Origin of the sequence: Bacillus sp. 1021 (assembly GCF_014534735.1) — a bacterium.
Lineage (GTDB): Bacteria > Bacillota > Bacilli > Bacillales > Bacillaceae > Bacillus > Bacillus siamensis.
The window spans coordinates 346332-369768 of sequence record NZ_JACVSR010000004.1 but is presented as its reverse complement, the minus strand read 5'-3'; the positions used below and the strand labels follow the sequence as shown (position 1 = coordinate 369768).

Sequence of the window (23437 nt, the reverse complement as noted above, 5' to 3'; positions counted from 1 at the left end):
TTCCCCTTCTGTCCTGCATGACGGGTGAAAGAAAAAACAGCCAGCCGGAACCAGGTTCGTTGCCCTGGACAGCGTTCTGTTTGTTATCAGCACAGAGGCTTCTGCCGCTTTAAAAAGCATCTCATTTGGACTCGTTTACCATATTAGGTATATCGTTACAGGAGGGGTATGCTTCCTCTTTTTTGATGGGCCCCCAGACTTCTTCTCTGCTTTTTTTATAAACAAAATGTGCAAGAATAAAGTCCTTTTCTCAGGGGAAATTAATTACGTAATTGAGAAGAGGAGGTTTAAAGATAATTATGGAAAAGCGTGAATTAGCGGCTCACGAGTCGCTTGACTTACATGAAATGATTAACTTCAAGACGCTTTGTGTAGCGAAGTCCAAGCTCATGCAAGGGCTTGTGTTTGATCAGGACCTGAAAACGTTAATGGAGAAAGATGTTCAGCAAGCCTCTCAAGACCTGGCTGATTTACAGGCGGTTTATGAACGTGCATCTTTTCAGGCTCCTGTTCCTCAAAACCGGCCGACTTCGATCATCAATTGAAAGGAAGGTAAGCATCATTGAATCATGACTATTTAGATCCAATCAATTCATTACACGTCCCTGAACTCGCAGATACGACATTCGCAATGGATTTTCTTTTACGGGCAAAAGAAGGCGTCAGAAATACCGCCGTCGCTTTAACAGAAACCGCTTCACCTGATGTAAGAGCTTTGCTGCGCAAACAGCTCATGCAAGGAATCGCGATGCATCAGGAAATTACAGACTTGATGGTCAGCAAAAAGTGGTTTCACCCGCATGATCTGAGCGAACAGTATAAACTGGATCAGCTCTCTGCGAAAAATACCCTCATGGTCGGAAACATGAATCTGTTTCCCGTTGAAACGAACAGAAAAGGGATGTTTGACCGCACACCTGATGAACACTAACACTGGAGGTATTACAGCATGAAGGCCGTAACGTATCAAGGAGTTAAAAACGTCGTCGTCAAAGACGTGCCTGATCCGAAGATTGAAAAACACGATGACATGATTATAAAAGTCACAAGTACGGCAATTTGCGGGTCAGATTTACATTTAATCCACGGACTCATCCCGAACTTGCAGGAAGACTACATCATCGGGCATGAACCGATGGGCATCGTGGAAGAAGTCGGCCCCGGCGTGACGAAAGTCAAAAAAGGGGACCGTGTCATTATTCCTTTTAATATCGCCTGCGGAGAATGCACTTATTGTAAAAATCACCTGGAAAGCCAATGTGATCAATCAAATGATAACGGCGATATGGGCGCTTATTTCGGCTATTCAGGGAGTACCGGCGGCTATCCGGGCGGCCAGGCCGAATATTTACGCGTCCCTTTTGCGAACTTTACTCATTTTAAAGTCCCCGAAACATGCGAAGAACCGGATGAGAAATTGAGTGTTATTGCCGATGCAATGACAACCGGCTTTTGGAGCGTTGACAATGCCGGCGTAAAAGCAGGCGATACGGTCATCGTTCTCGGCTGCGGGCCTGTGGGTCTCTTCGCTCAAAAATTCTGCTGGTTAAAGGGAGCGAAACGCGTAATAGCTGTAGACTATGTCAACTACCGTCTCCAGCATGCGAAACGGACGAATAAAGTGGAAATCGTGAACTTCGAAGACCACGAAAATACGGGCAGCTACCTGAAGGAAATCACCAAAGGCGGCGCTGATGTGGTCATTGACGCCGTCGGCATGGACGGAAAAATGACGGACCTGGAGTTCCTCGCCAGCGGATTAAAACTTCAAGGCGGGGCGATGAGCGCTTTAGTCATTGCCTCCCAAGCTGTGCGCAAAGGCGGAACGATCCAGATTACGGGTGTGTACGGCGGCAGATATAACGGGTTTCCTCTTGGCGATATCATGCAGCGAAACGTCAATATCCGATCAGGACAAGCTCCGGTTATCCATTATATGCCGTATATGTTTGAACTGGTGTCAACCGGCAAAATTGATCCGGGCGATGTTGTAAGCCATGTCATTCCGCTTAGTGAAGCGAAGCACGGCTATGAGATGTTTGACACGAAAACAGATGATTGTATTAAAGTTGTACTCAAACCTTAGAGAACGGAGGCTACAGAAATGGCCAGCGCCTTACATGAATTACTCGAAATTCAGGAGATGGCTTCTTTTAAGTCACTTTGTCTGACGAAATCCAAAACCATGAAAGCGCTCGTATCCGATCCGCAGCTGAAAGAAATCATGCAGCAGGATACGGATACATCAACAAGGCAATTGCAGGAGTTTGCCTCGATTTTATCTGATGCAAAGCATGAATAGGAGATGAATAACGAATGAATCCGATTATGGAATACCTGACGGGGATGGATGCACTGACAGACCAAATTGTCGCTATGGATTTATTGAATTCGGCAAAAAGCGGAGTCAGAAACTATGCGATGGCGGCGACGGAAGCCGGAACGCCTGAAGTGAAAGCGATCCTCACCCGTCACTTAGAAGAAGCCATCGACATGCATGAGCAAATCTCACGCTATATGATGGAAAAAGGCTGGTATCATCCGTGGAACACAGATGAACAAGTCCGGTTTAATTTACAAAATATTGATACGGCGCTCCGCCTGCCCGTCCTATAAATCGTTTTGCTGCTGAGACAGCAGCTTCAGTATGTCAAACTGAGAACTGCCTTTACAGCGCCCAGGCAACGATACCCCCGCGAATATCGCGTGCGTGGCAGCCGCCCGGCGGTTCTCTAATAAAGCAGAAAAGGCAGAACAATAACCTTGTTCTGCCTTTTCATTATTTTCCGCTTTATTCAGGTAGCTTGAACTCCCTTAAACGCATTCATCACCAAATCATGCACATAGGCATCATTGACCTCGTCCCCTGTTACAAGCAGCCGATAGAAAATCGGTCCGTAAATGAGATCAATACTTACTTCAATATCAAGATCCTCTCTCAATTCACCTTTCTGAATTCCCTTTTCCAGAAGGCCTTTCGCTTGGAGGCGGCGGGGCCGGAAAAATCGTGTGCGATATTCTTCTGCCAATTTGGCATCCAGCTGCCCAGCACCTATTAATTCCTTAATCACGGTTCCTTCCCGGCTTGTCAAAAACCTTGCTAAATTCGCGGCGTGGATCGATACATCGTGTACTGTTGATCCCGTATCAGGCACAGGCAGTCTTTCCGTAGCGGTCGAAAGAAAGCTGTCCATGATAACGGCAGCTTTGTTTGCCCACCATTTATAAATCGTTGCTTTACTCACTTTTGCGCGCTCTGCAATTTTATCGACTGTCACCGCATCAAAGCCTTTTTCCAGCAAGAGGTCATAGGCCGCAGAAAGAATCGCCTTATGTGTTCCTTCATCACGCGGCCGCCCTCGTTTACTCTGCACATACATCATTCCTTCCCGAAATATAAACGATACGTTCAGTATACTTAACATGATAAAAAAATAAAACAGAAACCCATTTACAAAACTGAACGTTTAGTATATCATTCACTTATAAACAAAACTGAACGTCCAGTTTAGTAAATGCTCAACACTCCGCTAAACCTTAGCATTAAAAATCTATGGAGAGGAGAGGAATCAGCAAAATATTTATCAAGCATCATAAAATCATTAAAAAGGAGTTCATTCACATGGCTACATTAAACAAACAAAAAGCAGATCAGGGGGTCTCAACTGGTTTAACCCTTCTTCTTGCAGCTGCATGCGGCATCATTGTCGCTAATCTTTATTATGCACAGCCCTTGGCAGGATTCATCAGTGCGGCAATTGGGCTTTCTCCAAGCAGTGCCGGATTGATTGTCACGCTGACCCAGATCGGATACGTTGCCGGCTTACTGTTTCTCGTCCCTTTGGGAGATATTATCGAAAACAAAAAACTAGTCGTGGTATCGCTCCTTCTAAGCGCAGCCGCTTTGACACTGACAGCATGTGTGAAGCATGGAACACTGTTTTTAGCCGCTGCGTTTTTCATCGGATTGGGATCGATCGCAGCCCAAGTGCTTGTTCCGTTCGCATCCTACCTTGCACCGGACGCCGCACGCGGCCGGGTTGTCGGCAATGTGATGAGCGGCCTATTGCTCGGTATTATGCTTTCCCGCCCGATATCCAGTCTGGTCGCTGATATATGGGGGTGGAATGCCATATTTGCTTTCTCCGCCGCGTTAAGTGTTGTCCTGGCAATCGTCTTAGCAAAAGTGCTTCCTGCCAGAAAACCAACAGCAAACACACGCTATACCGTCTTACTCGGTTCAATGTGGAAGCTGCTGCGCACGACTCCGGTCTTACGCCGCCGCGCCATTTATCATGCGTTTGTATTTGGAGCTTTCAGCTTGTTCTGGACGACTGTACCTTTATTATTGTCCGGTCCTGCTTTTCATTTTTCTCAGAAGGCAATCGCGCTATACGCACTGGCGGGCATTGCGGGGGCAGCCGCTGCACCGATAGGCGGCCGTCTGGCTGATCGCGGCCTGACCCGGCTTGCCACCGGAATCGCTCTTGGTGCTGTCATCGTTTCTTTATTACTCCCGCTCATGATTCAGAGCAGCTCCCCCGTCGGAATAGCAGTTCTGGTGGCCGCAGCTATCCTGTTAGATGTGGGTGTATCCGCCAATCTCGTACTCAGTCAGCGTGCCATTTTTTCGTTGGCGCCTGAATTTCGCAGTCGATTAAACGGTTTATTCATGGCAATCTTCTTTCTGGGCGGTGCTGCAGGTTCATCAATCGGAGGATGGGCATACGCTTCAGGCGGGTGAAGTATCACATTATGGATTGGAATCGCTTTTCCGGTCATAGCATTGCTTTATTTCACCACGGAGAAATAAGCCTTTCACCCAAAATAAGCCGTCAGTGACCAAGCTGACAGCTTTTTTTGGGTGTATTCTTCTTTAAATCCTTCCGAACAAAAAATACGGATTCATGAAAAATTTTGCTTCATGCGGTTCCATATTCTCACCGTTAAGACCGTAATCAATATAAATGAAACAATAATAAGTGCAATGCCTGCAAAAGACTCACTGAAATTGATAACAACAAAGCTGGACAATACGATCACAGGAATATTTGAAAGCAATACAGTTAACATGTAGACAGAATACTTTAACCCGGCTGCAGCGGATAAAAAACAAATCACATCCGTAGGAGCTGCCGGGCAAAGCATCCCCAATGCCAAAAACTTATAATTGTACGCCTCCAATAACACTTTCAAATCAGGATATTTATCTTCCAGTAATTGAGTCGTTTTTTCGCTGGCGAATTTCCTCGAAAAAAGATAAACCAATGTTTCGCTTATAAACAGACCGGCCAATGATAATAAAATGCTGACCATCGGATCAAAGCATATTCCGCCCAAAAACATCAGCGTCATGCCGGGAATAAAAAAGAGAAGCCTGACGACCCACAAAGCCAAAAACAGCAGCATCGCGTATTCCGCATGCCCTGATATAAAATCCGTTACATCATTCATATCAAATGACAGCAAGTCCAGTTCCTTCAAACAATAAATGCCTAAAAACCATATACATAATAAAACAATTTTATTTTTCAATTTCACCGCTCTCCTCGCTTTCCATCACATCATAAGCAAAGAAAATGAAGAAACAGCCGGTAAAATTCTTAAGGATTCTTAAGTTATTCTAAAAAAAAGCTTATGGAATGTTTGTGCCGCAAGCTCTAATCAATCTGGTGTTCAACAGTAAAACGAAGCCAGCCGCCGCTGTAATCCGCATGAATACGGCCGCTGTGAAGCTCAACAATTCTTTTTGAAATGGCAAGTCCGAGCCCGGTGCCATGATGACCCGTCCTGGCCTTATCCCCTCTGAAAAACCGTTCAAACAATTGATTTATATCGTCAGCCGGAACATTTTCGGCCTTGTTTGATACTTGCAAAATCGCTTTTTCATCTTTCAGCTCAAGGTTTATGAAGAATTCAGAAGGTTTGATACTGTACTTTAACGCATTCATAAAAAGATTATCATAAACGCGAACCATCTTTTCTATATCAATACATACAGGTACATGTTCTTCCGTAATTGATTTTCGGACAGTTAATTGTTCCTTTTCAAACATAGGAAAGTACTCTCCGACGATTTGTTCCAATAAAGCAGACAAGTCTGTTTTGCTGCGGTTCAAAATAACATCCGGACTCGATAAATGCGTATATTCAAACAGTTCATCTATCAAATATTTCAGTCTTTGTGATTTGGAATAAATCGTTTCAAGGTATTCCTGAAATTGTGCTTTACTATTGTATTGTTCTTTTTTAAGCAGATCCAAATATCCGATAATCGATGTTAACGGGGTTCTTAAATCGTGCGATACATTTGAGATCAGCTCACTTTTCACTCGTTCCAATTGTCTTTCATGTTCAAATTTACTCTCTAATTCTTCGGACATATAATTGATATGTTGTGCAAGCTGAGTCAATTCATCCCTACTCTCCATCCTAATGGTCAAGCCCAAATTTCCATTGGCAATATGGTGAACACTCTCAGTAATGAGCTTCAAATATCCTATTTTTTTTCGTATCAATAACCAAAAAACCACAATAAAGGTCAAAATAGTTGCAGTAAACTGAAGCAATATCTTAAAATAGGCGCCGCCTACGCTCATATTTGTCAAATGGTATATTTTATCCAAATATGAAATAGATAATATAACAAGAATCAATACACCGAATGCAACAAGATAACTAATAGCGATCGCGACCAGAAGCCTGACAATCAGCTTATTTCCAAACTTCCTCATATTTTATATCCCGTTCCCCATACCGTTTTGATATAAATCGGATGTTTAGAATCCTCTTCTATCTTGTCTCTGATCTTTGTGATGTGGACCATTACAGTATTGTCCGACTTAAAAAAGTCTTCCTTCCATACCGCCTCATATATTTTTTCAACACTCATGACAATTCCTTTGTTTCTCGAAAGAAGCTCCAGAATATCAAACTCTTTCGGAGTGAGCCTGACTTCTTCTCCCCGCACCCACACCTGCCTTGTATCCGTATTAACGGTCAAATCACCGATTTCAATAACGTTTGCCGTGCTGACCGCATCTGTATTGTATTTTTTATACCTTCTCAGCTGAGATTTCACTCTGGCGATCAATTCCAACGGATTAAACGGTTTCGTTAAATAGTCATCTGCACCGGAAGCCAGCCCTTGAATTTTATCCATATCTTCTGATTTGGCGGACAGCATGATGATGGGCAGATTTCGTTCTTGTCTGATCTTCATGCATGCCTCAATCCCATCCATATTGGGCATCATAATATCCAAAATAATCAGGTCAAACTCCTTTTGCTCCAATAATTTCAAGGCTTCAGCAGCATCTTCCGCCTTGCGCGTGCTTATTCCTTCATTTTCCAAATATACAGAAATAAGATTTCGGATATCTTTGTCATCATCCACGATAAGAATGCTTGTCCCCATATGAATCCTCCCTCGTTTTTGGCGGCAATGAACAGCTGAAAACATAAGCCGGCGGAATATTCCTGAATTCTCTCCTTACTTCTGTTTTGGGAAAGAATTGCTCAATCAATGCCTTCTTATATTGAGTATATTGGAATGTGATAAATTCTCCATGATTTCTTAAGATTTTAGCTGTATCCGTCAAAATATCTTCAGAAACATTTTTTGGCAGGCTTGCAAAAGGAAGTCCGGAAACGACATAGTCGGCATAAGGGATTCCATGCTCTTTTATATGCCTCTCAATATGTTCGGCTGATCCGTGCACAATGAATAGGTTCTGTTCATCTTTATATTGTTCTTTCAGCAAAGCATAAAATTCTTCATTTTGTTCTATCAATAAGATTATTGTCCCGGGTTGCCGTTTTTCAAGCAGCTTTTTTGTAAATACTCCCGTACCGGGCCCGTATTCAACAATGTATTCAGCTTTATGAAAATCAATTTTTCCCATCATCTTCTCAGCAAGAAAACGCGAGCTGGGCAGAACGGCGCCAACAGATCTGGGATTCATAATATATTGAAATAAAAATAACAGACGTTTCATCTTTAATCTCTCCATTTGTTTTGAATTTATAAAACACACTCTACATTCAAAACCTGAAGAAAAAGCGGTGAAAGTTCTTAAGAAATCTTAAGATATAAAAAAGACGGCGGGATTTGCCGTCTTTTTCAGCTGCCGATTCTTTCAGCAGCGGTAAAACCATGTCATAATTGATAGACATAATTGCGCTATAGGCAGGTGAACACATGAAGAAGTATTTATATAAACACCTTTTGCTGGCTCTGATTTCGTCCGTTTGCTTTTTAATGATCTTTTATTTTGGTTTAAGAATGACACAAGAAGACACACCGCCGTTGTCTTCTTATCCGTTTTACCTTTTTATTTATATTTACATAGCAGCCGGATATTTGACGGTCGGCCTTTTGTCAGCATGTATGACTGATGTCTTGAAGAACCGCTGGGCATTGAATAAAACGTCTTCCATTCTATTGAAACTTATCGTTTATTTACTCATAACGTATGCTATTTCCCGTTCTTTCTTCGTTTTATCGGCGCCGTTGATTTATTTGCTGTTTGAGTCGTTATTCATCCTGAGAAAAGCTTCATAATCAGAAAAAAACATACCGCATGCTGCCGGTATGTTTTTAAGATGCGTATCAGTTTTTTGCAGTGATCCGCTTGATGTTTTCTTCCATCAGGCCGGAAATGAGCTGTTCGTTTGTGTGCGGGATCTGTTTGAGCTGTTGTACGACCATTTTCTGTCTTTGTGCTGAATGATTTTGACTCAGCTTCGCTTGCCCCTCTATCTTGCTGATTTTAATTTTAAAGCCTTTTACCCCTTTGTTCATGCCTGACAGGAATTTTGCATCGACATCCTCTAATTTGTACGGGCTGTCGGGGCTTTCGTATTTCAATACGAGATCGCCCATCGAATGCACGGTTTCTTCCTCATCCAAGAGCTCTGCCTCTCCGTAAACATGAACCGCCACATAATTCCATGTAGGAACAGCCAGATTCGTCTCATACCATTTGGGCGAGATATAACAATGAGGCCCTTGAAAAACGGCTAATACACTTTGGCCTTCAATCTCTTTCCATTGGGGGTTCGGCAAGGCAAAATGACCGTATAAGCATTCGTTGTCCTTGCTCATCATCAATGGCAGGTGGGTTGCATACGGCATGCCTCCTGCCGTTGAGAACAGTGCTGCGAAACCATACTCTTTAATAACATTGCACGCTTCGGCTTCACTCAGCTGAAATGGAGCGGGAATATACATAAAAACTCTCCTCTCTGAACCTGGATTGGTAAAGCGCTTTCCGCTATAATAAAATATCAACTGACATTTAAAAAGGTACAGTTTCGGATAAATGCACATGTCAGAGGAGAACATCTGATGAAAAATATGATTTTTGCTTTCAAAAGCGACACCCCGAAATACAAACAAATTTACGAGCAATTTAAGACATTGATTGAGCAGGGAACGATTCAGGCAAATGAGCGGCTGCCATCCATTCGGGAGCTGGCAGATTCCCTGCGGGTAAGCCGCAACACGACACTGATGGCCTATGATCTGCTTTTCGCGGAGGGATACATTCGCGGCGAAACGCGCAAAGGATATTTTGCAAATGAAATAGAGCCCTCTTTATTTCAACAAGAAAACGATGTTGTTCACGCAGAGAATACCGAATCAACTCAGCCGGCCCTGATTGATTTTCGCGCCGGAGCCGTCGATCAAAAGCATTTTCCTCTGAAAACATGGAGAAAATTATTCAATCAAGTTTTGGCATCAGAGAAAAGCTTTCTGTACGGTGAACCGTTCGGCGAGAGAAACTTGCGTGAACAAATTGCCGCTTATCTCTTGGAATCACGCGGGGTGAAAACAGATGCGGATTCGGTTATCATCGGCAGCAGCACACAGCAGATGCTGATTTATCTCAGCCGGATTCTGAAAGAAGATTTTTCCGGAGTTATAGTAGAAAACCCGGGCTTCGACGGTGCCAGAGAGGCTTTTCAATTTCACGGGCTTTCTCTTGAAACGATACCCGTCTATGAAAACGGAGCTGATTTTTCTCAATTGCATGCAATGAAAGAAAAATTAATCTACGTGACTCCTTCCCACCACAGCCCTTACGGCGTAAGCATGTCCATTCAGCAGCGCCAAACTCTGATCAATTGGGTGAATAAAAGAGAGGGATATATTCTTGAAGATGATTATGACAGTGAATTTCGTTATACGCAGCAGCCGTTTCCCGCCCTTGCTTCCATTCAGTCAGACCGGGTGATTTATTTAGGGAATTTCTCAAAATCCTTTCTTCCGGGCATCCGCATAAGCTATATGGTTTTGCCGCAGCGCATTTTGCATCGGTATAAAAAACGTTTCATTCATTTCGAAAGCACCGCTTCTTCGCTTCACCAGCTGACCATGGCTGAATTGATGAAGACCGGGGAATGGACCCGCCATATTAAGCGCATGCGCACTGTCTACAAGCGTAAGATGCAGCACTTGACTTCACATATCAAGCAGCAGTTCGGCGATCATGTGACGGTCATCGGCGAGCAGTCCGGATTGTATATATTGGTGAGAGTTCACTTGAACTGTACAGAAGAAACGTTAATTGAGAGCGCTTTTCAGTACGGAGTGAAAGTATACCCTACCTCCGTTTATTTCGTTGCCGGAAAGCCTGAACCGCCGATCATAAAGTTAGGTTTCGCCCACCTCGATACTGAACAGATCGCACAGGGCGTGCAGCTTTTGAAACATGCTTGGCTGAGATGAAAGAAAAAAGGCGCCGAACGGCGCCTTTTTTTATTTCGTATTCCTTGTGAATTTCGGCAGGCCAAACATAATGGCGATGATGCCGCAAATTCCGATTAAAACGGGGTAGAAAGAGTATGGCAGGATGCTGACGGGGGAAATATTCCCGAATTTCCCGGCCGATAACAGCTGCGCGCCGTAAGGAATCAAACCTTGCACCATGCACGAAAAGATATCCAGAATACTTGCCGATTTTCTGTTGTCGATCTTAAATTCATCAGCGATATTCTTCGCGATCGGACCGGCTGCGATAATGGAGATCGTATTATTGGCAGCAGCCAGATTCGTCACGCTGACCAGTCCGGCAATGCCGGCTTCGGCGCCTTTTTTCGAACGGATTCGTTTCGTGATGAACTCCAGTAAAAAGTCGATTCCGCCATTTTGTTTCATCACGCCGACCATTCCGCCGATCAGCATGGACAGGATGATCAGATCGCTCATTCCGGCAACTCCATCCGTAATCGCTTTAAAATAGGAATCAAACGTCAGGCTGCCGCCTGCTAAACCTATGATTCCCGTCAAAACCAATCCGCCGAATATGACAGCCATCACATTAATACCGATTAACGCAAAAACTAACACGGCGACATAAGGAAGCACCTTAATCCAGCTGTAAGATGCAGCACCCGTATGGAGGGCGTGGCCTGCCGGAATAAAAAATAAGATAATAACAGTCACAATGGCAGCGGGCAAAACAATCAGAAAGTTCGTTTTGAATTTATCCCTCATTTGTGTTTTTTGCGTCCGGACTGCCGCAATGGTCGTATCTGAAATAAAAGAAAGATTATCTCCGAACATCGCTCCGCCGACCACAGCCGCAATCGGTATCGCGCTGGAGATGCCAAGCTCGCCGCTCAAACCGGCGCTGATCGGCGCAACCGCCGCAATCGTGCCCATTGATGTTCCCATCGATATAGAAATGAAACAAGCAATGATAAACAGCCCCGGCAGCAAAAACTGCTGCGGAATAATGCTCAAAGCAAGATTGACAGTTGAATGCACCGCTCCCATCGCTTCAGCCGCTGAAGCAAAGGCACCTGCCAATATAAAAATCATAACCATAATGATAATATCAGGATGTCCCGCGCCGGAAGCAAACCATTCTATTTTTTGATTGAGCGATTTCTTCCGGTTAAATAGCAGCGCAAAAGCTGACGCAATAATCGCGGCAATCAAGATCGGCAATTTATAAAAATCTCCGGTCACCAGACCAGAGCCGACGAAAAGCCCTACGAATAAGACTAAAGGCAATAACGCCCAAGGGTTCTTTTTATTGTTCATCTGGGTAAACCACCTCTTTTCAGCATTAAAGTCGCTAATCACAGTCTAAGCAACATTTCACACTTTAAAAGTCTGCAGTAAAAAAGTCAAGCTGAAAAAAGGATAAGTAAAGATTGATAAGATAGGAAAAACTGTTTTGTCTCCTCTCTTTAGAAAATAAAAAAACCAAGGTTCGTTTCCCTTGGTACATTTCATGCGGCCCGGCGCCCGGGACATCTACTCTTCATTCAGAAATATATTCAGCTTTCAATCTGTTTTTAAGTTTCGCTTCATTTTTGAGGATGTCTTCGTAATCCTCAATCTTCCTGTTTAATCGTTTTATAGTTTCATCAATTTCCCTCTGTTTCTCCGTCAGCCTTTTCCTTTCATTGATAAGGATGTTTTTTCGGGGTTCAATCGTATGATCGGCTCCTTCAATAAATAAAGCGGTATATTCAATCAGCGCCTCAATCGACAGCCCGGCACTTCTCATGCATTTTATAAATTGAATCCAATTCACATCATCTTCGTCATAATCGCGGATGCCGCTTTCATCGCGTTTTACCGGAGGAATCAGTCCTATACTTTCATAATACCTAAGCGTCGCGGCTGATAACTCAACCTGCTTTGCAGCCTGCGCAATTTTCATCTTCTTACCACCCATCCTTCATCCCTTTCATAAGCGTGCCATTATAGAATATCATTTCATAAAAAAATAAACCAAACCCCTTGACTTAAAGTTCGCTTTAACCTTTAAAGTAAAACCGAACAGAGGATTCATCACTTTATCTTGGAAAGGAAGATAACCATGTGCAATAATCATCCGACTCGTGTATTAAGCGCTCCGCATGCAAAAGCTAAATTTGAGCGGACGACGATTGAGAGAAGAGCATTACGGCCGCACGATATCCTGATTGATATTAAGTACAGCGGGATTTGTCACTCAGACATCCACAGCGCATTCGATGAATGGGGCGGCGGAATCTTTCCGATGGTTCCCGGGCATGAAATTGCCGGAGTTGTGGAAGCCGTGGGTGAAGAAGTCACCAAATTTGCCGTCGGCGACCGTGTAGGTGTCGGCTGTTTTGTAGACTCCTGCGGGGAATGTGAATACTGCCTTAACGGAGACGAACAATATTGCACAAAAGGCGTTGTTCAGACCTACAATAACCTGGACTACGACGGAAATCCTACGTACGGCGGCTACAGCCAGAAAATAGTTGTCACTGACAGATTCGTTGTCCGGATTCCGGATCAGCTGGATTTGGATGCTGCCAGCCCGCTATTGTGCGCGGGCATTACCACGTATTCTCCGCTGAGACACTGGAATGCCGGTCCCGGCAAAAAAGTGGCGATCGTCGGAATGGGAGGGCTCGGACACTTAGCCGTTCAATTCGCGCACGCTTTAGGCGCAGAGGTCACCGTCCTCAGCCGCTCAATGAACAAAAAAGACGAAGCTCTTGAATTTGGAGCCGATCATTACTTCGCGACAAGCGATCCGGATACATTCACTGAGCTGGCCGGACATTTTGATATCATTTTAAATACGGTATCCGCGAACCTTGATGTAGATGCCTACTTATCCCTGCTACGCATTGACGGTACATTAGTAAATGTAGGAGCGCCTGCTGATCCGGACTCATATAGTGTGTTCTCCTTAATCACGGGCCGCCGCAGCATCGCGGGTTCACTCGTCGGCGGTATTCCGCAGACTCAGGAAATGCTTGATTTCGCCGCCGAGCACGGCATTGCTCCTAAAATTGAAGTGATTCCGGCCAATCAAGTCGACGAAGCATACGAACGGGTTCTTCGAAGCGATGTCCGCTACCGTTTCGTCATTGATATTTCAACTTTATAATCATCAAAAAAACATACCAATATTTATTGGTATGTTTTTTTCAGCGCAGATTATTTTTTATTTCAGCAGCCATCCGGGCACCGCTTTGATATAAATCAATTCGCCTATCAGTTCAACAATCGTCTGTGTGACGATAACAGCTGCGGCTAATGAGGCCCAAGCATCCGGCAAGGCCAGCGCTAACGGAAGGACTGCGAGAGAATTTCTTGTGCCCGTGCTGAAGATCAATGCTCTTCCTTCGCCTGTATCCAGACGGAACGCATATGCGATAAACCGGGAAACAAACGGCATCATGAGCAGGAATAACAGATAAATCGGAATTACGCGTATAATGACCTCAAAATCACTGTATACCTTGCCGATTTGTGTGGCAACGACCGCCAGCAATACGAGAGCCATAAAAGGAACAGGCAGCCAGGCCGTCCACTCTAACATCCTTTCTCCAGCCGGCTTCTTATCAGCCCACAATTGTGTCATCACTGCCGCCAGCAGCGGTCCCGCTATTAAACATAAGAATGCTTCCAGAAACGGCCCGGCATGAACAGCCCCTATGACTTCTTTCCCGATAAACAGCCACAAGTATAACGGAAGCAATACCATCTGAACGACGAACAAAACCGGCGTGGAAGCCAGTATTAATTTCTCATTACCTTTCCCGAGCTGAGTAAAGACGATGACGTAATCAATGCAAGGTGTAAGCAATACTAAACAAACTCCTAATAATATAGGAGGAGATTGAGGAAAAATGGCGGTCAAACCCCATACAACAACAGGCACAGCTAAGAAATTACCAATCAGTAAAGCCGCCATAAACTTGAGGTTTGAAATGGCTTCCCTCAGCTTCAAGAATGGGATTTGGGCAAACATGGCATACATGAGAACAGCGATTAGCGGTGATATCGTCCAGCTCCAGCTGAGTCCTGAATCCTTCCCGGCGATCCCCGCTATTCCTCCGATCACAAGAAACACACCATATATCCAAATTTGCTGATTTTCTAATGTCTCTCTGGTTATTTTCATTGACTGGCACCCCTTCCCGCCCATTATACCTTCTTTTCTGATGCTCTTGTTATTACCGGCTGCATGAGTATATTCCGCCTCGTTTTTTTATAAATAATGGTTAACAAGGTAAAAAGTATGATATATTATGATTGAAATAAATTGGGAGTGTGATAACTTGCTGAAAAATCCACCTATTCTGTTGGTTCTGTTATCAGTTGCAGGATTTCTGGCTTATATCAGCCGGACCGCTGAATTATCAGTTCCTATTAGTTGGATCGTTTTATTACTGGGTGTTGCTTTGTCATTTTACAGCGCTGTATGTCTTGTAGCATATAATGCCAATCTAAAGAAACAGCTTCGTGATAACTGAAATGTTCCAAAGAAAAAAACAAGCATGTAACAATATGCTTGTTTTTTTACTTATGCATGATCAGACCTTCTAGCCGTGTTTTGTTTTAACATCCTTATTCCTTCCAATGAATAAGGTCACGGCAACACTCGCTAAACTGACCAAAGTCCCCAGAACGGCAGCAAGAATTGTCAAAAAGCCATTAGGGATAAGAAATCCAATTGGAATGAGCCCCGCAAACGTGAGAACGATAAAACATTGATAAACTCCGGATATGATTCTCACAATCAAGCTGCCAAAAAAGGACATCACTAATGGGGGAATGAATAAACATAAGATGATTCCGAGTGAGATCAATAAAATCATAGGCTCGTCAAAAGAAATGACATGATCACCGGGAGACTCCTCAGCAGCCGCGAATACAGCAAATACAGACATTATCAGCGTAAGAAAAACAAGAAAAAACCTTTTCAGCAACGTATTATACTCCTTTTTATAAAAAATTGAGCAAGGGCCTGCTCCAACTGCAGCTGAATTTATCTCAAATTCCCTTTAGATGATCAATTTAGAATCAATGCCAAACAATTAACCTCTCATCACCCTTAAGCAGCAGTTAAAATTGATAATACCAAAAAATCGCGATCTCATTTGCCGTTGAAAAGTTGGAATAAAGCATAGTATCAACTGCGCCTATTACAAAGCCGTGTTTAGCATAAAAATGACAAGCTGATACATTAATATCTTGTGTTTCAAGCATCAGACCGCAAAAATCATTCTCCTTTGCCCATTCAATCCCTTTATTTAATAATGCCGTTCCAATACCATTGTTTCGATAGTCCTTTGCAACCGCAATGTCCTCTATCAGCGCATATCCATTCCAATTAGAACGTATCTTAATCCGGCCGATGCAGTTATTTTCATCATAATAAAAAAAGACTGCTTTCCCCTCTTCTTCAACATAACTGACATCAATTTCGTCATCTTCATATTTCTTAACATAAGGCTTAGAAAACCGTTCCTCAGTATATGTCCAAACATTGTTTTCAAGTGCGGGTATAATTCTCCCGAAAACAACCAGAGGTTCATTTGGTTTATTGAAGTCTTTCATATGAAACGAAGTCATTTTAATGATCATCTCAATCTCCTTCTCAACGAGATTACATTCCACCATTTCCATTATATGTTACTGCACAAATAAATCAATAACGTTTGCCAAATGAATGAAGAAGCAAAAAAAGAGGGTCTCTTTCTTTGCTGAAAAGCCTAATCAAGAAGGCTATTGGACTCGTGCCGAGGTATACTGGAGAACTTGAGACCGTTAAAACCGATACATTGCCCGCAGCGATCAAAGGCCGATTTAAGGAAAAATCCAACAAAAAATAAGCCGATTCATATTAAATCGGCCTTATTTACCGTACTCTTGGGCAGCCAGAAAGGCGTAATCCCAGTTTGTCAAACCTCTGCAGCATACTTTATGCTAGCCTTCCGCAGCCTCTGCATCTGCCTTAGTCGCATGAACCGTACCAAATGGATGGTTGGGAGGCGCATAAATTGAATATAGTTTTAACGGCGTATTACCCGTATTAATCACATTGTGCCAAGTGCCGGCAGGTACAACAATGGCAAAGTCATCATAGACATTTCTTTGGAAAGTTAAATTTTCCTTGCTCCTGCCCATTTTAACGATTCCCCGGCCTTGCTCAATCCGTAAGAATTGATCTACGTGGGGGTGGATTTCCAAACCGATATCTTCTCCAATGCCGATACTCATCAAGGTAATTTGAAAATGTTTTCCTGTCCATAAGGCAGTACGGAACGTGTGATTTTGTTTTGCGGCTTTATTGATATTCACAACAAATGGTTTTGGTCCATAATCTTTCAAGAGAAGGTTTCTATCTTCGTATGAAGATCGCAAATCATCATTTCGGTCTGCATACCCCATGTCGTTTGGATAAGTCCAATAAACAGATCTTCCATCGCTATACATCGGTACATTCACACAATAATAACATTGATGCGAAAAAGGTATATAATACATTTTTCATCCCCGCAATTTCAAATTTTTATGATGTTATCCTATGCTTTTTGTAATGAGAGTGTGCCACAGCAGAAACGGCCACAAAACCTGTTTGCATAAAAAATACCAAAGGTCTGCAACTCTTGGTAACACTGTTGCAGCCGGGAAACTTGAATCTGCCCGGGGTATGCACTCACCATTTCGACAACCAAGAGATATTGTATTTTCTGTTCAACAAGCCGATTAAAACAGCGTTTTTGGCGGGTTTCCTTACGTGCCGCGCAGTTAGCTCGGGAAGTACGTCAGAATGTTGCACAATCAGTGAGTCAGGGATCTTCTTACTTAATAAGTCAAAAGATTTTTTCGGCTTTACACAGTCACATAACTGGACTTATTCAATACAAAAAAGAGCAGTAAACCCGTAAGTTACTGCTCTCCTCAGTCTATCCACCGTTCATTTGTTTTACAATGTATTCAGCATCATTTCCTACACCTTGAAGCAGCGCTGAACCTCGCCTATGCTGCCAAGGCAAACCAATAAAGTACAATCCTTTCACAGCTGAAACACCCCGGTGATGTATAATTCGGCCTTCCTTATCCAAAACACCTTCTATTTTCATCCACCAAAGCGGATTCTTAAAACCAGTTGCCCAAATAACATTGTTTACTTCTAATGAAGATGAATCTTTAAAAATGATTTCATTTTGCTTTCCGGCTATGACTCTTTGTTTTAAAATGATCTTCTTCTGTCTTATTGCATGTTTTAATTCATACCCAAATATGGGGTCGCCTTTCTTTTGAATGAACTTGCCTAATATTGATGTATGACTTGCATGTAAAACTCCTAATTTATCAAACCACCAAAAGATGCTTCTTTTTCCAATCCATAAAGGGAAATAAACCGGTTTATTACTGCAAGACAAATATGTAACTCTTTCTTTGGATAATTCAACAGCTATCTGAGCCCCGCTATTCCCGCCGCCGACTACCAGTACATTCCCAGGCGCCAGTTGTTTTGAATGTTTATATTGTGAAGAATGTAATTGATGAATATGACCGGCTACATCCTTTGATATTGATGGAATGTTAGGGGTATGAAAAGGACCTGCGGCCATCACAAGATTCTTCGTTTGATAATCTTCCCGGTTTGTTTTTATTAAGAAATAGTTGTTTAATTTTTGGACACTTATTACTTCTGTCCGTAATTGGATCGGGATTTCAAATCTTTCAACATATTTTTTCAGATAAGCAGCAATTTCATTTTTTGAAGGGAGCCCATGCTTGTCTCCTTCAAGATGCATTCCAGGCAAAGAGCTGTACATTCGAGAAGTAAATAAAACCAATGAGTCATACCGGTTTTTCCAGTTTTCTCCCACTTCATGACTTTTATCTAAAATGATAAACTTTTGTTTCGACTTCTTTAGATAATATCCTGCTGAGATTCCTGCCTGACCGGCTCCGATTACTATCGTGTCGTACATCCGAATCCCCCTCCGGTTTTATCTTAATTGTCAGAGAGACAAAGTGAGTCCCTATCTCCTCCTTTAATGATGATGGTGGCCGTCCGTCTGCTCACTTTTTGCCTGACAAAGGATTGCATTGTCGTGATTATGCGCTGCTGTTTCCATTTGAATTGTTACATGCGTAATGCCTTTATCTCCAAGCTCATGTTCAATTTTGCGTAAAATACTTTCGCTTTCTGAAATGGTCAGCTGATCATCAACAACAGCGTGACAGGAAAGAGCATTCAACCCGCTTGTGATGGACCATATATGTAAATCATGAATATGCTGAATGCCCTCTGTCTCTTCAATCGTATGGATGATGTCAGTCACGTCAATATTTTCCGGGGTTCCTTCCATTAATACGTGAATGGAATCTTTCGTCACATGGAAACCGCTTCTTAAAACAAGAACAGCTACAATGACACTGGCCAATGGGTCTGCCCAGCCCCACCCGAAGAAGATGATAAGCACCGCAGCCAGAATGGCACCTACAGAGCCGAGCATATCACTTATTACATGTAAATAAGCTCCCCTTATGTTCAGGTTATTCTTTGTATCTCCGCCGTTCAGCATAATCCAAGCGACCAATATATTCACAGCTAACCCGATGATACTAATGATAAGCATGCCGGTTGTTGCCACTTCCGGCGGATGAGAGAAACGTTTGATTGCTTCATAAATGATATAAAGGGAAATCAATATTAAGGCAACACCGTTTATCACAGCTGCGAGAATCTCAAATCGTTTATAGCCGAATGTCTTATTATGACTTGCCTTTTTTTCGGCCAATTTAAAAGCAATCAGAGCAACCATTAATGAGATTGAATCACTCAGCATATGACCGGCATCTGACAAAAGCGCTAAACTATTGGTTACAAATCCGCCTATAGCTTCTATTATCATATAACCTGTAATCACGATAAAAGAGATCAATAAAACCTTCTTATTGGACCCGCCGGCGTGATTGTTATTGTGACCCATAAAAAATCTCCTCCTGCATTTATTATTCCTTTTCTGTTATGAAGCATTCTAACATGTACACAAAAATATTCATATATGATTATGTGCTCATATATGAATATATAGATTCTTTACTGAAATGTCAAAATCTTTTTCTATATGATGCTGCAGTGCAATAATGAAACTTGATATCATTTTCTTATCATCAGCTTGGGAGGTTATATTTTTATGAAACCGCGGGTTACAGTCATCACTTTAGGCGTAGATCATCTGGAACGATCACTTCGCTTCTATCGGGACGGCCTCGGACTGCCTACTGAGGGAATAGTCGGAAAAGAGTTTGAACATGGCGCCGTTGCCTTTTTTGACTTACAAACAGGACTGAAACTCGCCCTTTGGAATCGTAAAGACATCGCACATGAGACAAACGTTGCTTTAACTGCACCAAGCCCGGCAGAATTTACATTAGGACATAATGTTACGAGTAAAGCTGAAGTCGATAAAGTCATGGAACAGGTAAAACAGGCAGGAGCGACGATAACTGATCCCGCTCATGATACTTTTTGGGGCGGGTACTCCGGTCACTTCCAAGACCCCGATGGGCACCTATGGGAAATCGTTTGGAATCCGCACTGGGATGCAAGTGAATAACCAAATTTTATAGCAACAATAAAAACACACCTGAATGTTCTGGTGTGTTTTTTATTTTGTTTCCCAAAACGATCAAACTATTTATACGATGGCGGGATGCTTTGCGGAAAATGAAATACATTTTCGGGATCGTATTTCGCCTTTACTCTTTGAAGCCTTGCAAAGTTTGAGCCATAATATGCTTTTCCGAAATTTTCAATATTCTGATCCGGAACATTGACGTATGAACCTGTTACATATGGTTTCAACAGCTGACGCACTCTTTCAACTGATGCAAGGTTCGAGGCTTCTTGTGATTTATTTTTCCAACTGGCCGTCCATTCCGTATAAAACAATGGACGGCGCCAAAAGAAGGCTGTTTCGCTGCTGGGAACTCTGCTTATCGCACCGCCCCAATTGATAAAAAAGAAATTTGTTTCTGTCCCGGTGGCTTTTTCTAAAAATTGTCTCATCACTGAAATAGGTTTTTCCGGCCAAAGATTTAGCGCCCACGCCGAGGAGAATTTAACACTCTGATCAGATCTTCCCGGGATCGGTTCATCAGGGTCCAGGAAATCTATGCAATCCGGATAGTATAATGTTTTGATAATTGTCCGTGTCGGGGTTCCGGCATTTAATAAAGGTTTTAATAATTGAATCAGCTCAGGTTTTGAACCGAGGAACAATCCTTCCGCATGACACAAGCCATTTACTTTGCTGTAAATCTCAAGGTAGCACCCCAATCGTTCGTCTGTAAACGGCGCCCACTTTTGCCAAGCTTTAAAGACCGTCTCCAACTGCTCCCATGGCCAAATAATATTAAAGACGGTTGCAGTTTTAGGAGCACGGTGAACTTTGAACGTGTATTGGGTATTATATCCGAAGTTGCCTCCCCCGCCGCCTCTGGAAGCCCATAGTAAATCTTCATTGTGAGATTGATTTGCTTGAATGATCCTGCCTTTTGCATCTACCATTTTCAGTGCGAGAAGGTTATCACTTATCAGGCCGATTGATCGTGAAAGCACTCCAAACCCGCCGCCCATCGTAATTCCTCCGATTCCCACTGTCGGACTGTCTCCAAACGGAGCCATAAAACCATCCCGGGCCAATCCTTTCACAAGCGGGCCGACGTGAATGCCGGTTTGAACGGTTGCAATCGCGTTTTTTTCGTCTAATAAAACTTTATTCATGTCACTCACATCAATAACTATTCCATCACTTACGACTGAAAGGTTTCTATCCAGAGCATGGCGGCCGCTTCTGACACGCAAAGGCACATTATTCTCACGCGCCCATTTAATCGCATTACTTACATCGTATGAATTTTGTGCAAAAACAAAGACAAGCGGACAGACATCAACATAAGGGTTCCAATTCTTAACCGCCTGTGCATAGCCGGGGTCCCCTTTGAAGATGACGCGCCCTGTTAACTGTGTTGATCCCATCTGTTTCACTCCCCATAAACATTTGATTCCGATTCCAGTATATGCAGGATTTGGACAAATTCTTAGACGGATGATCTGCTGACTTAAAAATAAATACAAATACGCGAAGATGATATAAAAACACAAAAAAGACAAGAGCGGCAAGTTGCCGAAACTCTTGTCTCTCCTATCTTTTTAATATGATTGGCGTGATATACTGACCCGGCTATGGAAGCTCATAGGAAAGTTTTTGTTTGCCCTGCTATGCGTCCTTTTTGCCGCACCAGCTGAGTAATCTTCCTGTTTGATCCTCCAACAAGAATCTTTTTCTTTATCGTTTTTGCAGCCTTGGGCCGGAATTTCTCTTATTTTTTCTTCTTGTGTTTCCGTTTGCAATCATGTTTTTTCTCTTTCTTATGATGTTTTTTACATTTCGCTTTTGCTGCTGCTTTTGCTGCTTTTGCCGCTTTTACCTTTGCTTCTGCTGCTAGTCTTTCTGCTTCTGCTGTTCTGGCTCTTGCTTCTTCCGCTCTTGCTATTGCCTCTTCCGCTCTTGCTCTCGCTTCTGCTTCTCTTGCAGCTTCTGCTCTTGCTTCGTCTTCCGCCATATCAAAATCATGGCCAAGGTCACAGGCTTCGTCGTATGGTTTTTTCTGAACGTGATTTTCACCTGGGTTATAATACATGAACTACCACTCCTTCTCATATTTTTTAATCTCTTCATACTATGTATATAAAAGACTCCAGCTTGGACTATTCATTTAGTTAACCAGCACATTTCAGCCTCAATTTTCATTTATCCATACAACAGACTCTGGATGCCTGCAATAAACTTGAAAAAAATAAGCTGCGAAAACCACAAAAAAACCAAGGGGCTGAACCCTTGGTTTTTTGTGAGACTGAGAGATGCTGCACGCTGCAGCCTCCTTCTGTACCAACTTTTTTGACTTTTAATTTGCTTGCTGTGTTTGTTTTACCGGTTCTTTGCTAAAAAGTCCAACAATGTTCCACAAGACAACTACTGAAGCTATTATTAAACGAGTAGTGTTCACTTCTTGGTTAGTCAATAATTTATAACCATATATTGATCCCAATGCAACTATACAAAAAATATTGAACCATTTACTCCAACGCAATTAGAAAACTCCTTATCAAATGATAAAATTTCCAAACAATGTATTATAATATTAACAAAATTTTTCAATATTTAAACTTAAACCTTTCTTAATTTCGGTTTATCACTACAGGCTAGATCCAGACATCATTTTCAGCTGTTTGATCAGTTATTTCTTCCCCGGTATTCACAACACCTTTAGGCTCTACAAGCAAAATTTTACACTTTGATTCTGCATAAGGTTTATGTTCAGCATTTTTCGGAATGACAAACATTTCACCTTCATTTAATTTTACTTCTCCATCCCGAAATTCAATGATTAAATTCCCCTCAATCACAATAAAGACCTCAACTGTTTCCTCATGCTTATGCCAAACAAAGTCCCCTTGTACTTTAACAAGTTTAAATTGATAATCATTCATTTCAGCAATTACTTTTGGAGACCATTGATCTTGGAATGCAGCTAATTTCTCTTGAAAATTAATCGGTTTATAATTCATTCTTTCTCCTTCCCGTGTAAAACTAAAGACATCATATGTCCGCCTTT

The 23437-nt window shown here is 42.6% G+C and carries 28 protein-coding genes and 1 pseudogene; 11 read left to right on the top strand and 18 right to left on the bottom strand.

The window, feature by feature from the left end:
• Positions 1-299 precede the first annotated feature (299 nt).
• The 5 genes from ICW23_RS16385 to ICW23_RS16365 are packed head-to-tail and all read left to right on the top strand — an operon-like array spanning position 300 to position 2616.
• The gene (locus ICW23_RS16385; protein ID WP_016937104.1) at positions 300-545 is read left to right on the top strand and encodes a hypothetical protein; all 246 of its coding nucleotides are present in this window, start codon (positions 300-302) and stop codon (positions 543-545) included.
• Between the two features lie 17 nt (positions 546-562).
• Positions 563-931, top strand: coding sequence for a spore coat protein (locus ICW23_RS16380; protein WP_016937105.1), 369 nt, complete (start codon positions 563-565; stop codon positions 929-931).
• An 18-nt stretch (positions 932-949) separates the two neighbouring features.
• Entirely contained in the window at positions 950-2086 is a 1137-nt protein-coding gene (locus ICW23_RS16375) for a zinc-dependent alcohol dehydrogenase (RefSeq protein ID WP_188154799.1), read from the top strand.
• An 18-nt stretch (positions 2087-2104) separates the two neighbouring features.
• The gene (locus ICW23_RS16370; protein WP_016937107.1) at positions 2105-2302 is read left to right on the top strand and encodes a hypothetical protein; all 198 of its coding nucleotides are present in this window, start codon (positions 2105-2107) and stop codon (positions 2300-2302) included.
• Between the two features lie 14 nt (positions 2303-2316).
• Positions 2317-2616 (top strand): spore coat protein, encoded by a 300-nt coding sequence (locus tag ICW23_RS16365; protein ID WP_016937108.1) that lies wholly within the window; start codon positions 2317-2319, stop codon positions 2614-2616.
• Positions 2617-2795: 179 nt separating this feature from the next.
• On the opposite strand, the gene ICW23_RS16360 is transcribed toward ICW23_RS16365, so the two are convergent.
• Positions 2796-3374: a TetR/AcrR family transcriptional regulator gene (locus ICW23_RS16360; RefSeq protein ID WP_029575260.1), complete on the bottom strand. Its 579-nt coding sequence runs from the start codon at positions 3372-3374 to the stop codon at positions 2796-2798.
• Positions 3375-3622: 248 nt separating this feature from the next.
• Here ICW23_RS16360 and ICW23_RS16355 point away from each other — a divergent pair.
• Positions 3623-4813 (top strand): annotated as a pseudogene (locus ICW23_RS16355) (MFS transporter).
• A 92-nt stretch (positions 4814-4905) separates the two neighbouring features.
• Here ICW23_RS16355 and ICW23_RS16350 read toward each other — a convergent pair.
• From ICW23_RS16350 to ICW23_RS16335, 4 genes are all read right to left on the bottom strand, one after another.
• Complete coding sequence (locus ICW23_RS16350) at positions 4906-5541, bottom strand: TVP38/TMEM64 family protein (RefSeq protein WP_316936483.1); 636 nt, start codon at positions 5539-5541, stop codon at positions 4906-4908.
• Between the two features lie 119 nt (positions 5542-5660).
• A complete protein-coding gene (locus tag ICW23_RS16345; RefSeq protein ID WP_064778153.1) occupies positions 5661-6734 on the bottom strand; it encodes a sensor histidine kinase in 1074 nt (357 codons plus the stop codon).
• On the bottom strand, positions 6731-7417 hold the full coding sequence (locus tag ICW23_RS16340) for a response regulator transcription factor (protein ID WP_016937113.1): 687 nt from the start codon (positions 7415-7417) through the stop codon (positions 6731-6733). The genes ICW23_RS16345 and ICW23_RS16340 overlap by 4 nt, the downstream gene beginning before the upstream one ends.
• Positions 7389-7997 (bottom strand): class I SAM-dependent methyltransferase, encoded by a 609-nt coding sequence (locus tag ICW23_RS16335; RefSeq protein ID WP_016937114.1) that lies wholly within the window; start codon positions 7995-7997, stop codon positions 7389-7391. Before ICW23_RS16335 ends, ICW23_RS16340 begins: the two co-directional genes overlap by 29 nt.
• A 203-nt stretch (positions 7998-8200) precedes the next feature.
• On the opposite strand from ICW23_RS16335, the gene ICW23_RS16330 reads away from it, so the two are divergent.
• Complete coding sequence (locus tag ICW23_RS16330) at positions 8201-8563, top strand: hypothetical protein (protein ID WP_188154798.1); 363 nt, start codon at positions 8201-8203, stop codon at positions 8561-8563.
• Positions 8564-8611: 48 nt separating this feature from the next.
• On the opposite strand, the gene ICW23_RS16325 is transcribed toward ICW23_RS16330, so the two are convergent.
• Positions 8612-9232: an FMN-binding negative transcriptional regulator gene (locus ICW23_RS16325; RefSeq protein ID WP_188154797.1), complete on the bottom strand. Its 621-nt coding sequence runs from the start codon at positions 9230-9232 to the stop codon at positions 8612-8614.
• Positions 9233-9349: 117 nt separating this feature from the next.
• Between ICW23_RS16325 and pdxR the strand changes: the two genes are divergently transcribed.
• A complete protein-coding gene (gene pdxR, locus ICW23_RS16320) occupies positions 9350-10732 on the top strand; it encodes a MocR-like pyridoxine biosynthesis transcription factor PdxR (RefSeq protein WP_188154796.1) in 1383 nt (460 codons plus the stop codon).
• 30 nt (positions 10733-10762) lie between these two features.
• Here the strand turns inward: pdxR and ICW23_RS16315 are convergent, their stop codons facing one another.
• Positions 10763-12052: a Na+/H+ antiporter NhaC family protein gene (locus ICW23_RS16315; protein WP_188154795.1), complete on the bottom strand. Its 1290-nt coding sequence runs from the start codon at positions 12050-12052 to the stop codon at positions 10763-10765.
• Positions 12053-12275: 223 nt separating this feature from the next.
• On the bottom strand, positions 12276-12680 hold the full coding sequence (locus ICW23_RS16310; protein WP_047478556.1) for a MerR family transcriptional regulator: 405 nt from the start codon (positions 12678-12680) through the stop codon (positions 12276-12278).
• Positions 12681-12839: 159 nt separating this feature from the next.
• Between ICW23_RS16310 and ICW23_RS16305 the strand changes: the two genes are divergently transcribed.
• Positions 12840-13889 carry an NAD(P)-dependent alcohol dehydrogenase gene (locus ICW23_RS16305; protein ID WP_188154794.1) on the top strand — a complete coding sequence of 350 codons (1050 nt, stop codon included), beginning with the start codon at positions 12840-12842 and terminating at the stop codon, positions 13887-13889.
• A gap of 57 nt (positions 13890-13946) precedes the next feature.
• Here ICW23_RS16305 and ICW23_RS16300 read toward each other — a convergent pair whose 3' ends face one another.
• Positions 13947-14909: an arsenic resistance protein gene (locus ICW23_RS16300; RefSeq protein ID WP_016937122.1), complete on the bottom strand. Its 963-nt coding sequence runs from the start codon at positions 14907-14909 to the stop codon at positions 13947-13949.
• 157 nt (positions 14910-15066) lie between these two features.
• Between ICW23_RS16300 and ICW23_RS16295 the strand changes: the two genes are divergently transcribed.
• The gene (locus tag ICW23_RS16295) at positions 15067-15261 is read left to right on the top strand and encodes a hypothetical protein (RefSeq protein WP_081484454.1); all 195 of its coding nucleotides are present in this window, start codon (positions 15067-15069) and stop codon (positions 15259-15261) included.
• Between the two features lie 69 nt (positions 15262-15330).
• On the opposite strand, the gene ICW23_RS16290 is transcribed toward ICW23_RS16295, so the two are convergent.
• The 5 genes from ICW23_RS16290 to ICW23_RS16270 all read right to left on the bottom strand — a co-directional run bounded on the left by ICW23_RS16290 (position 15331) and on the right by ICW23_RS16270 (position 19743).
• Positions 15331-15717, bottom strand: coding sequence for a hypothetical protein (locus ICW23_RS16290; RefSeq protein ID WP_047478546.1), 387 nt, complete (start codon positions 15715-15717; stop codon positions 15331-15333).
• 136 nt (positions 15718-15853) lie between these two features.
• A complete protein-coding gene (gene satA, locus ICW23_RS16285; RefSeq protein WP_045926968.1) occupies positions 15854-16375 on the bottom strand; it encodes a streptothricin N-acetyltransferase SatA in 522 nt (173 codons plus the stop codon).
• 342 nt (positions 16376-16717) lie between these two features.
• Positions 16718-17278: a cupin domain-containing protein gene (locus ICW23_RS16280; RefSeq protein WP_016937126.1), complete on the bottom strand. Its 561-nt coding sequence runs from the start codon at positions 17276-17278 to the stop codon at positions 16718-16720.
• 422 nt (positions 17279-17700) lie between these two features.
• Positions 17701-18738 (bottom strand): flavin-containing monooxygenase, encoded by a 1038-nt coding sequence (locus tag ICW23_RS16275; RefSeq protein WP_188154793.1) that lies wholly within the window; start codon positions 18736-18738, stop codon positions 17701-17703.
• Positions 18739-18801: 63 nt separating this feature from the next.
• Positions 18802-19743 (bottom strand): cation diffusion facilitator family transporter, encoded by a 942-nt coding sequence (locus tag ICW23_RS16270; RefSeq protein ID WP_188154792.1) that lies wholly within the window; start codon positions 19741-19743, stop codon positions 18802-18804.
• A gap of 207 nt (positions 19744-19950) precedes the next feature.
• Here ICW23_RS16270 and ICW23_RS16265 point away from each other — a divergent pair, with 207 nt between their 5' ends.
• Positions 19951-20373, top strand: a complete 423-nt coding sequence (locus ICW23_RS16265) for a VOC family protein (protein ID WP_188154791.1) — start codon at positions 19951-19953, stop codon at positions 20371-20373.
• A 77-nt stretch (positions 20374-20450) separates the two neighbouring features.
• Here ICW23_RS16265 and ICW23_RS16260 read toward each other — a convergent pair whose 3' ends face one another.
• The 4 genes from ICW23_RS16260 to ICW23_RS16245 all read right to left on the bottom strand — a co-directional run bounded on the left by ICW23_RS16260 (position 20451) and on the right by ICW23_RS16245 (position 23390).
• Positions 20451-21797: an FAD-binding oxidoreductase gene (locus ICW23_RS16260; protein WP_016937130.1), complete on the bottom strand. Its 1347-nt coding sequence runs from the start codon at positions 21795-21797 to the stop codon at positions 20451-20453.
• Between the two features lie 344 nt (positions 21798-22141).
• Complete coding sequence (locus ICW23_RS16255) at positions 22142-22462, bottom strand: hypothetical protein (protein WP_016937131.1); 321 nt, start codon at positions 22460-22462, stop codon at positions 22142-22144.
• A 264-nt stretch (positions 22463-22726) separates the two neighbouring features.
• Positions 22727-22912, bottom strand: coding sequence for a hypothetical protein (locus ICW23_RS16250; RefSeq protein WP_016937132.1), 186 nt, complete (start codon positions 22910-22912; stop codon positions 22727-22729).
• Between the two features lie 112 nt (positions 22913-23024).
• Positions 23025-23390: a cupin domain-containing protein gene (locus tag ICW23_RS16245; protein ID WP_188154790.1), complete on the bottom strand. Its 366-nt coding sequence runs from the start codon at positions 23388-23390 to the stop codon at positions 23025-23027.
• Between the last annotated feature and the right edge of the window lie 47 nt (positions 23391-23437).

Coding starts and splice junctions, on each gene's coding strand:
- ICW23_RS16385 (WP_016937104.1), top strand. CDS start 300: ATGGAAAAGCGTGAATTAGCGGCTCACGAGTCGCTTGACTTACATGAA.
- ICW23_RS16375 (WP_188154799.1), top strand. CDS start 950: ATGAAGGCCGTAACGTATCAAGGAGTTAAAAACGTCGTCGTCAAAGAC.
- ICW23_RS16370 (WP_016937107.1), top strand. CDS start 2,105: ATGGCCAGCGCCTTACATGAATTACTCGAAATTCAGGAGATGGCTTCT.
- ICW23_RS16365 (WP_016937108.1), top strand. CDS start 2,317: ATGAATCCGATTATGGAATACCTGACGGGGATGGATGCACTGACAGAC.
- ICW23_RS16345 (WP_064778153.1), bottom strand. CDS start 6,734: ATGAGGAAGTTTGGAAATAAGCTGATTGTCAGGCTTCTGGTCGCGATC.
- ICW23_RS16340 (WP_016937113.1), bottom strand. CDS start 7,417: ATGGGGACAAGCATTCTTATCGTGGATGATGACAAAGATATCCGAAAT.
- ICW23_RS16335 (WP_016937114.1), bottom strand. CDS start 7,997: ATGAAACGTCTGTTATTTTTATTTCAATATATTATGAATCCCAGATCT.
- ICW23_RS16330 (WP_188154798.1), top strand. CDS start 8,201: ATGAAGAAGTATTTATATAAACACCTTTTGCTGGCTCTGATTTCGTCC.
- ICW23_RS16325 (WP_188154797.1), bottom strand. CDS start 9,232: ATGTATATTCCCGCTCCATTTCAGCTGAGTGAAGCCGAAGCGTGCAAT.
- pdxR (WP_188154796.1), top strand. CDS start 9,350: ATGAAAAATATGATTTTTGCTTTCAAAAGCGACACCCCGAAATACAAA.
- ICW23_RS16315 (WP_188154795.1), bottom strand. CDS start 12,052: ATGAACAATAAAAAGAACCCTTGGGCGTTATTGCCTTTAGTCTTATTC.
- ICW23_RS16310 (WP_047478556.1), bottom strand. CDS start 12,680: ATGAAAATTGCGCAGGCTGCAAAGCAGGTTGAGTTATCAGCCGCGACG.
- ICW23_RS16305 (WP_188154794.1), top strand. CDS start 12,840: ATGTGCAATAATCATCCGACTCGTGTATTAAGCGCTCCGCATGCAAAA.
- ICW23_RS16300 (WP_016937122.1), bottom strand. CDS start 14,909: ATGAAAATAACCAGAGAGACATTAGAAAATCAGCAAATTTGGATATAT.
- satA (WP_045926968.1), bottom strand. CDS start 16,375: ATGATCATTAAAATGACTTCGTTTCATATGAAAGACTTCAATAAACCA.
- ICW23_RS16280 (WP_016937126.1), bottom strand. CDS start 17,278: ATGTATTATATACCTTTTTCGCATCAATGTTATTATTGTGTGAATGTA.
- ICW23_RS16275 (WP_188154793.1), bottom strand. CDS start 18,738: ATGTACGACACGATAGTAATCGGAGCCGGTCAGGCAGGAATCTCAGCA.
- ICW23_RS16270 (WP_188154792.1), bottom strand. CDS start 19,743: ATGGGTCACAATAACAATCACGCCGGCGGGTCCAATAAGAAGGTTTTA.
- ICW23_RS16265 (WP_188154791.1), top strand. CDS start 19,951: ATGAAACCGCGGGTTACAGTCATCACTTTAGGCGTAGATCATCTGGAA.
- ICW23_RS16260 (WP_016937130.1), bottom strand. CDS start 21,797: ATGGGATCAACACAGTTAACAGGGCGCGTCATCTTCAAAGGGGACCCC.
- ICW23_RS16255 (WP_016937131.1), bottom strand. CDS start 22,462: ATGTATTATAACCCAGGTGAAAATCACGTTCAGAAAAAACCATACGAC.
- ICW23_RS16245 (WP_188154790.1), bottom strand. CDS start 23,390: ATGAATTATAAACCGATTAATTTTCAAGAGAAATTAGCTGCATTCCAA.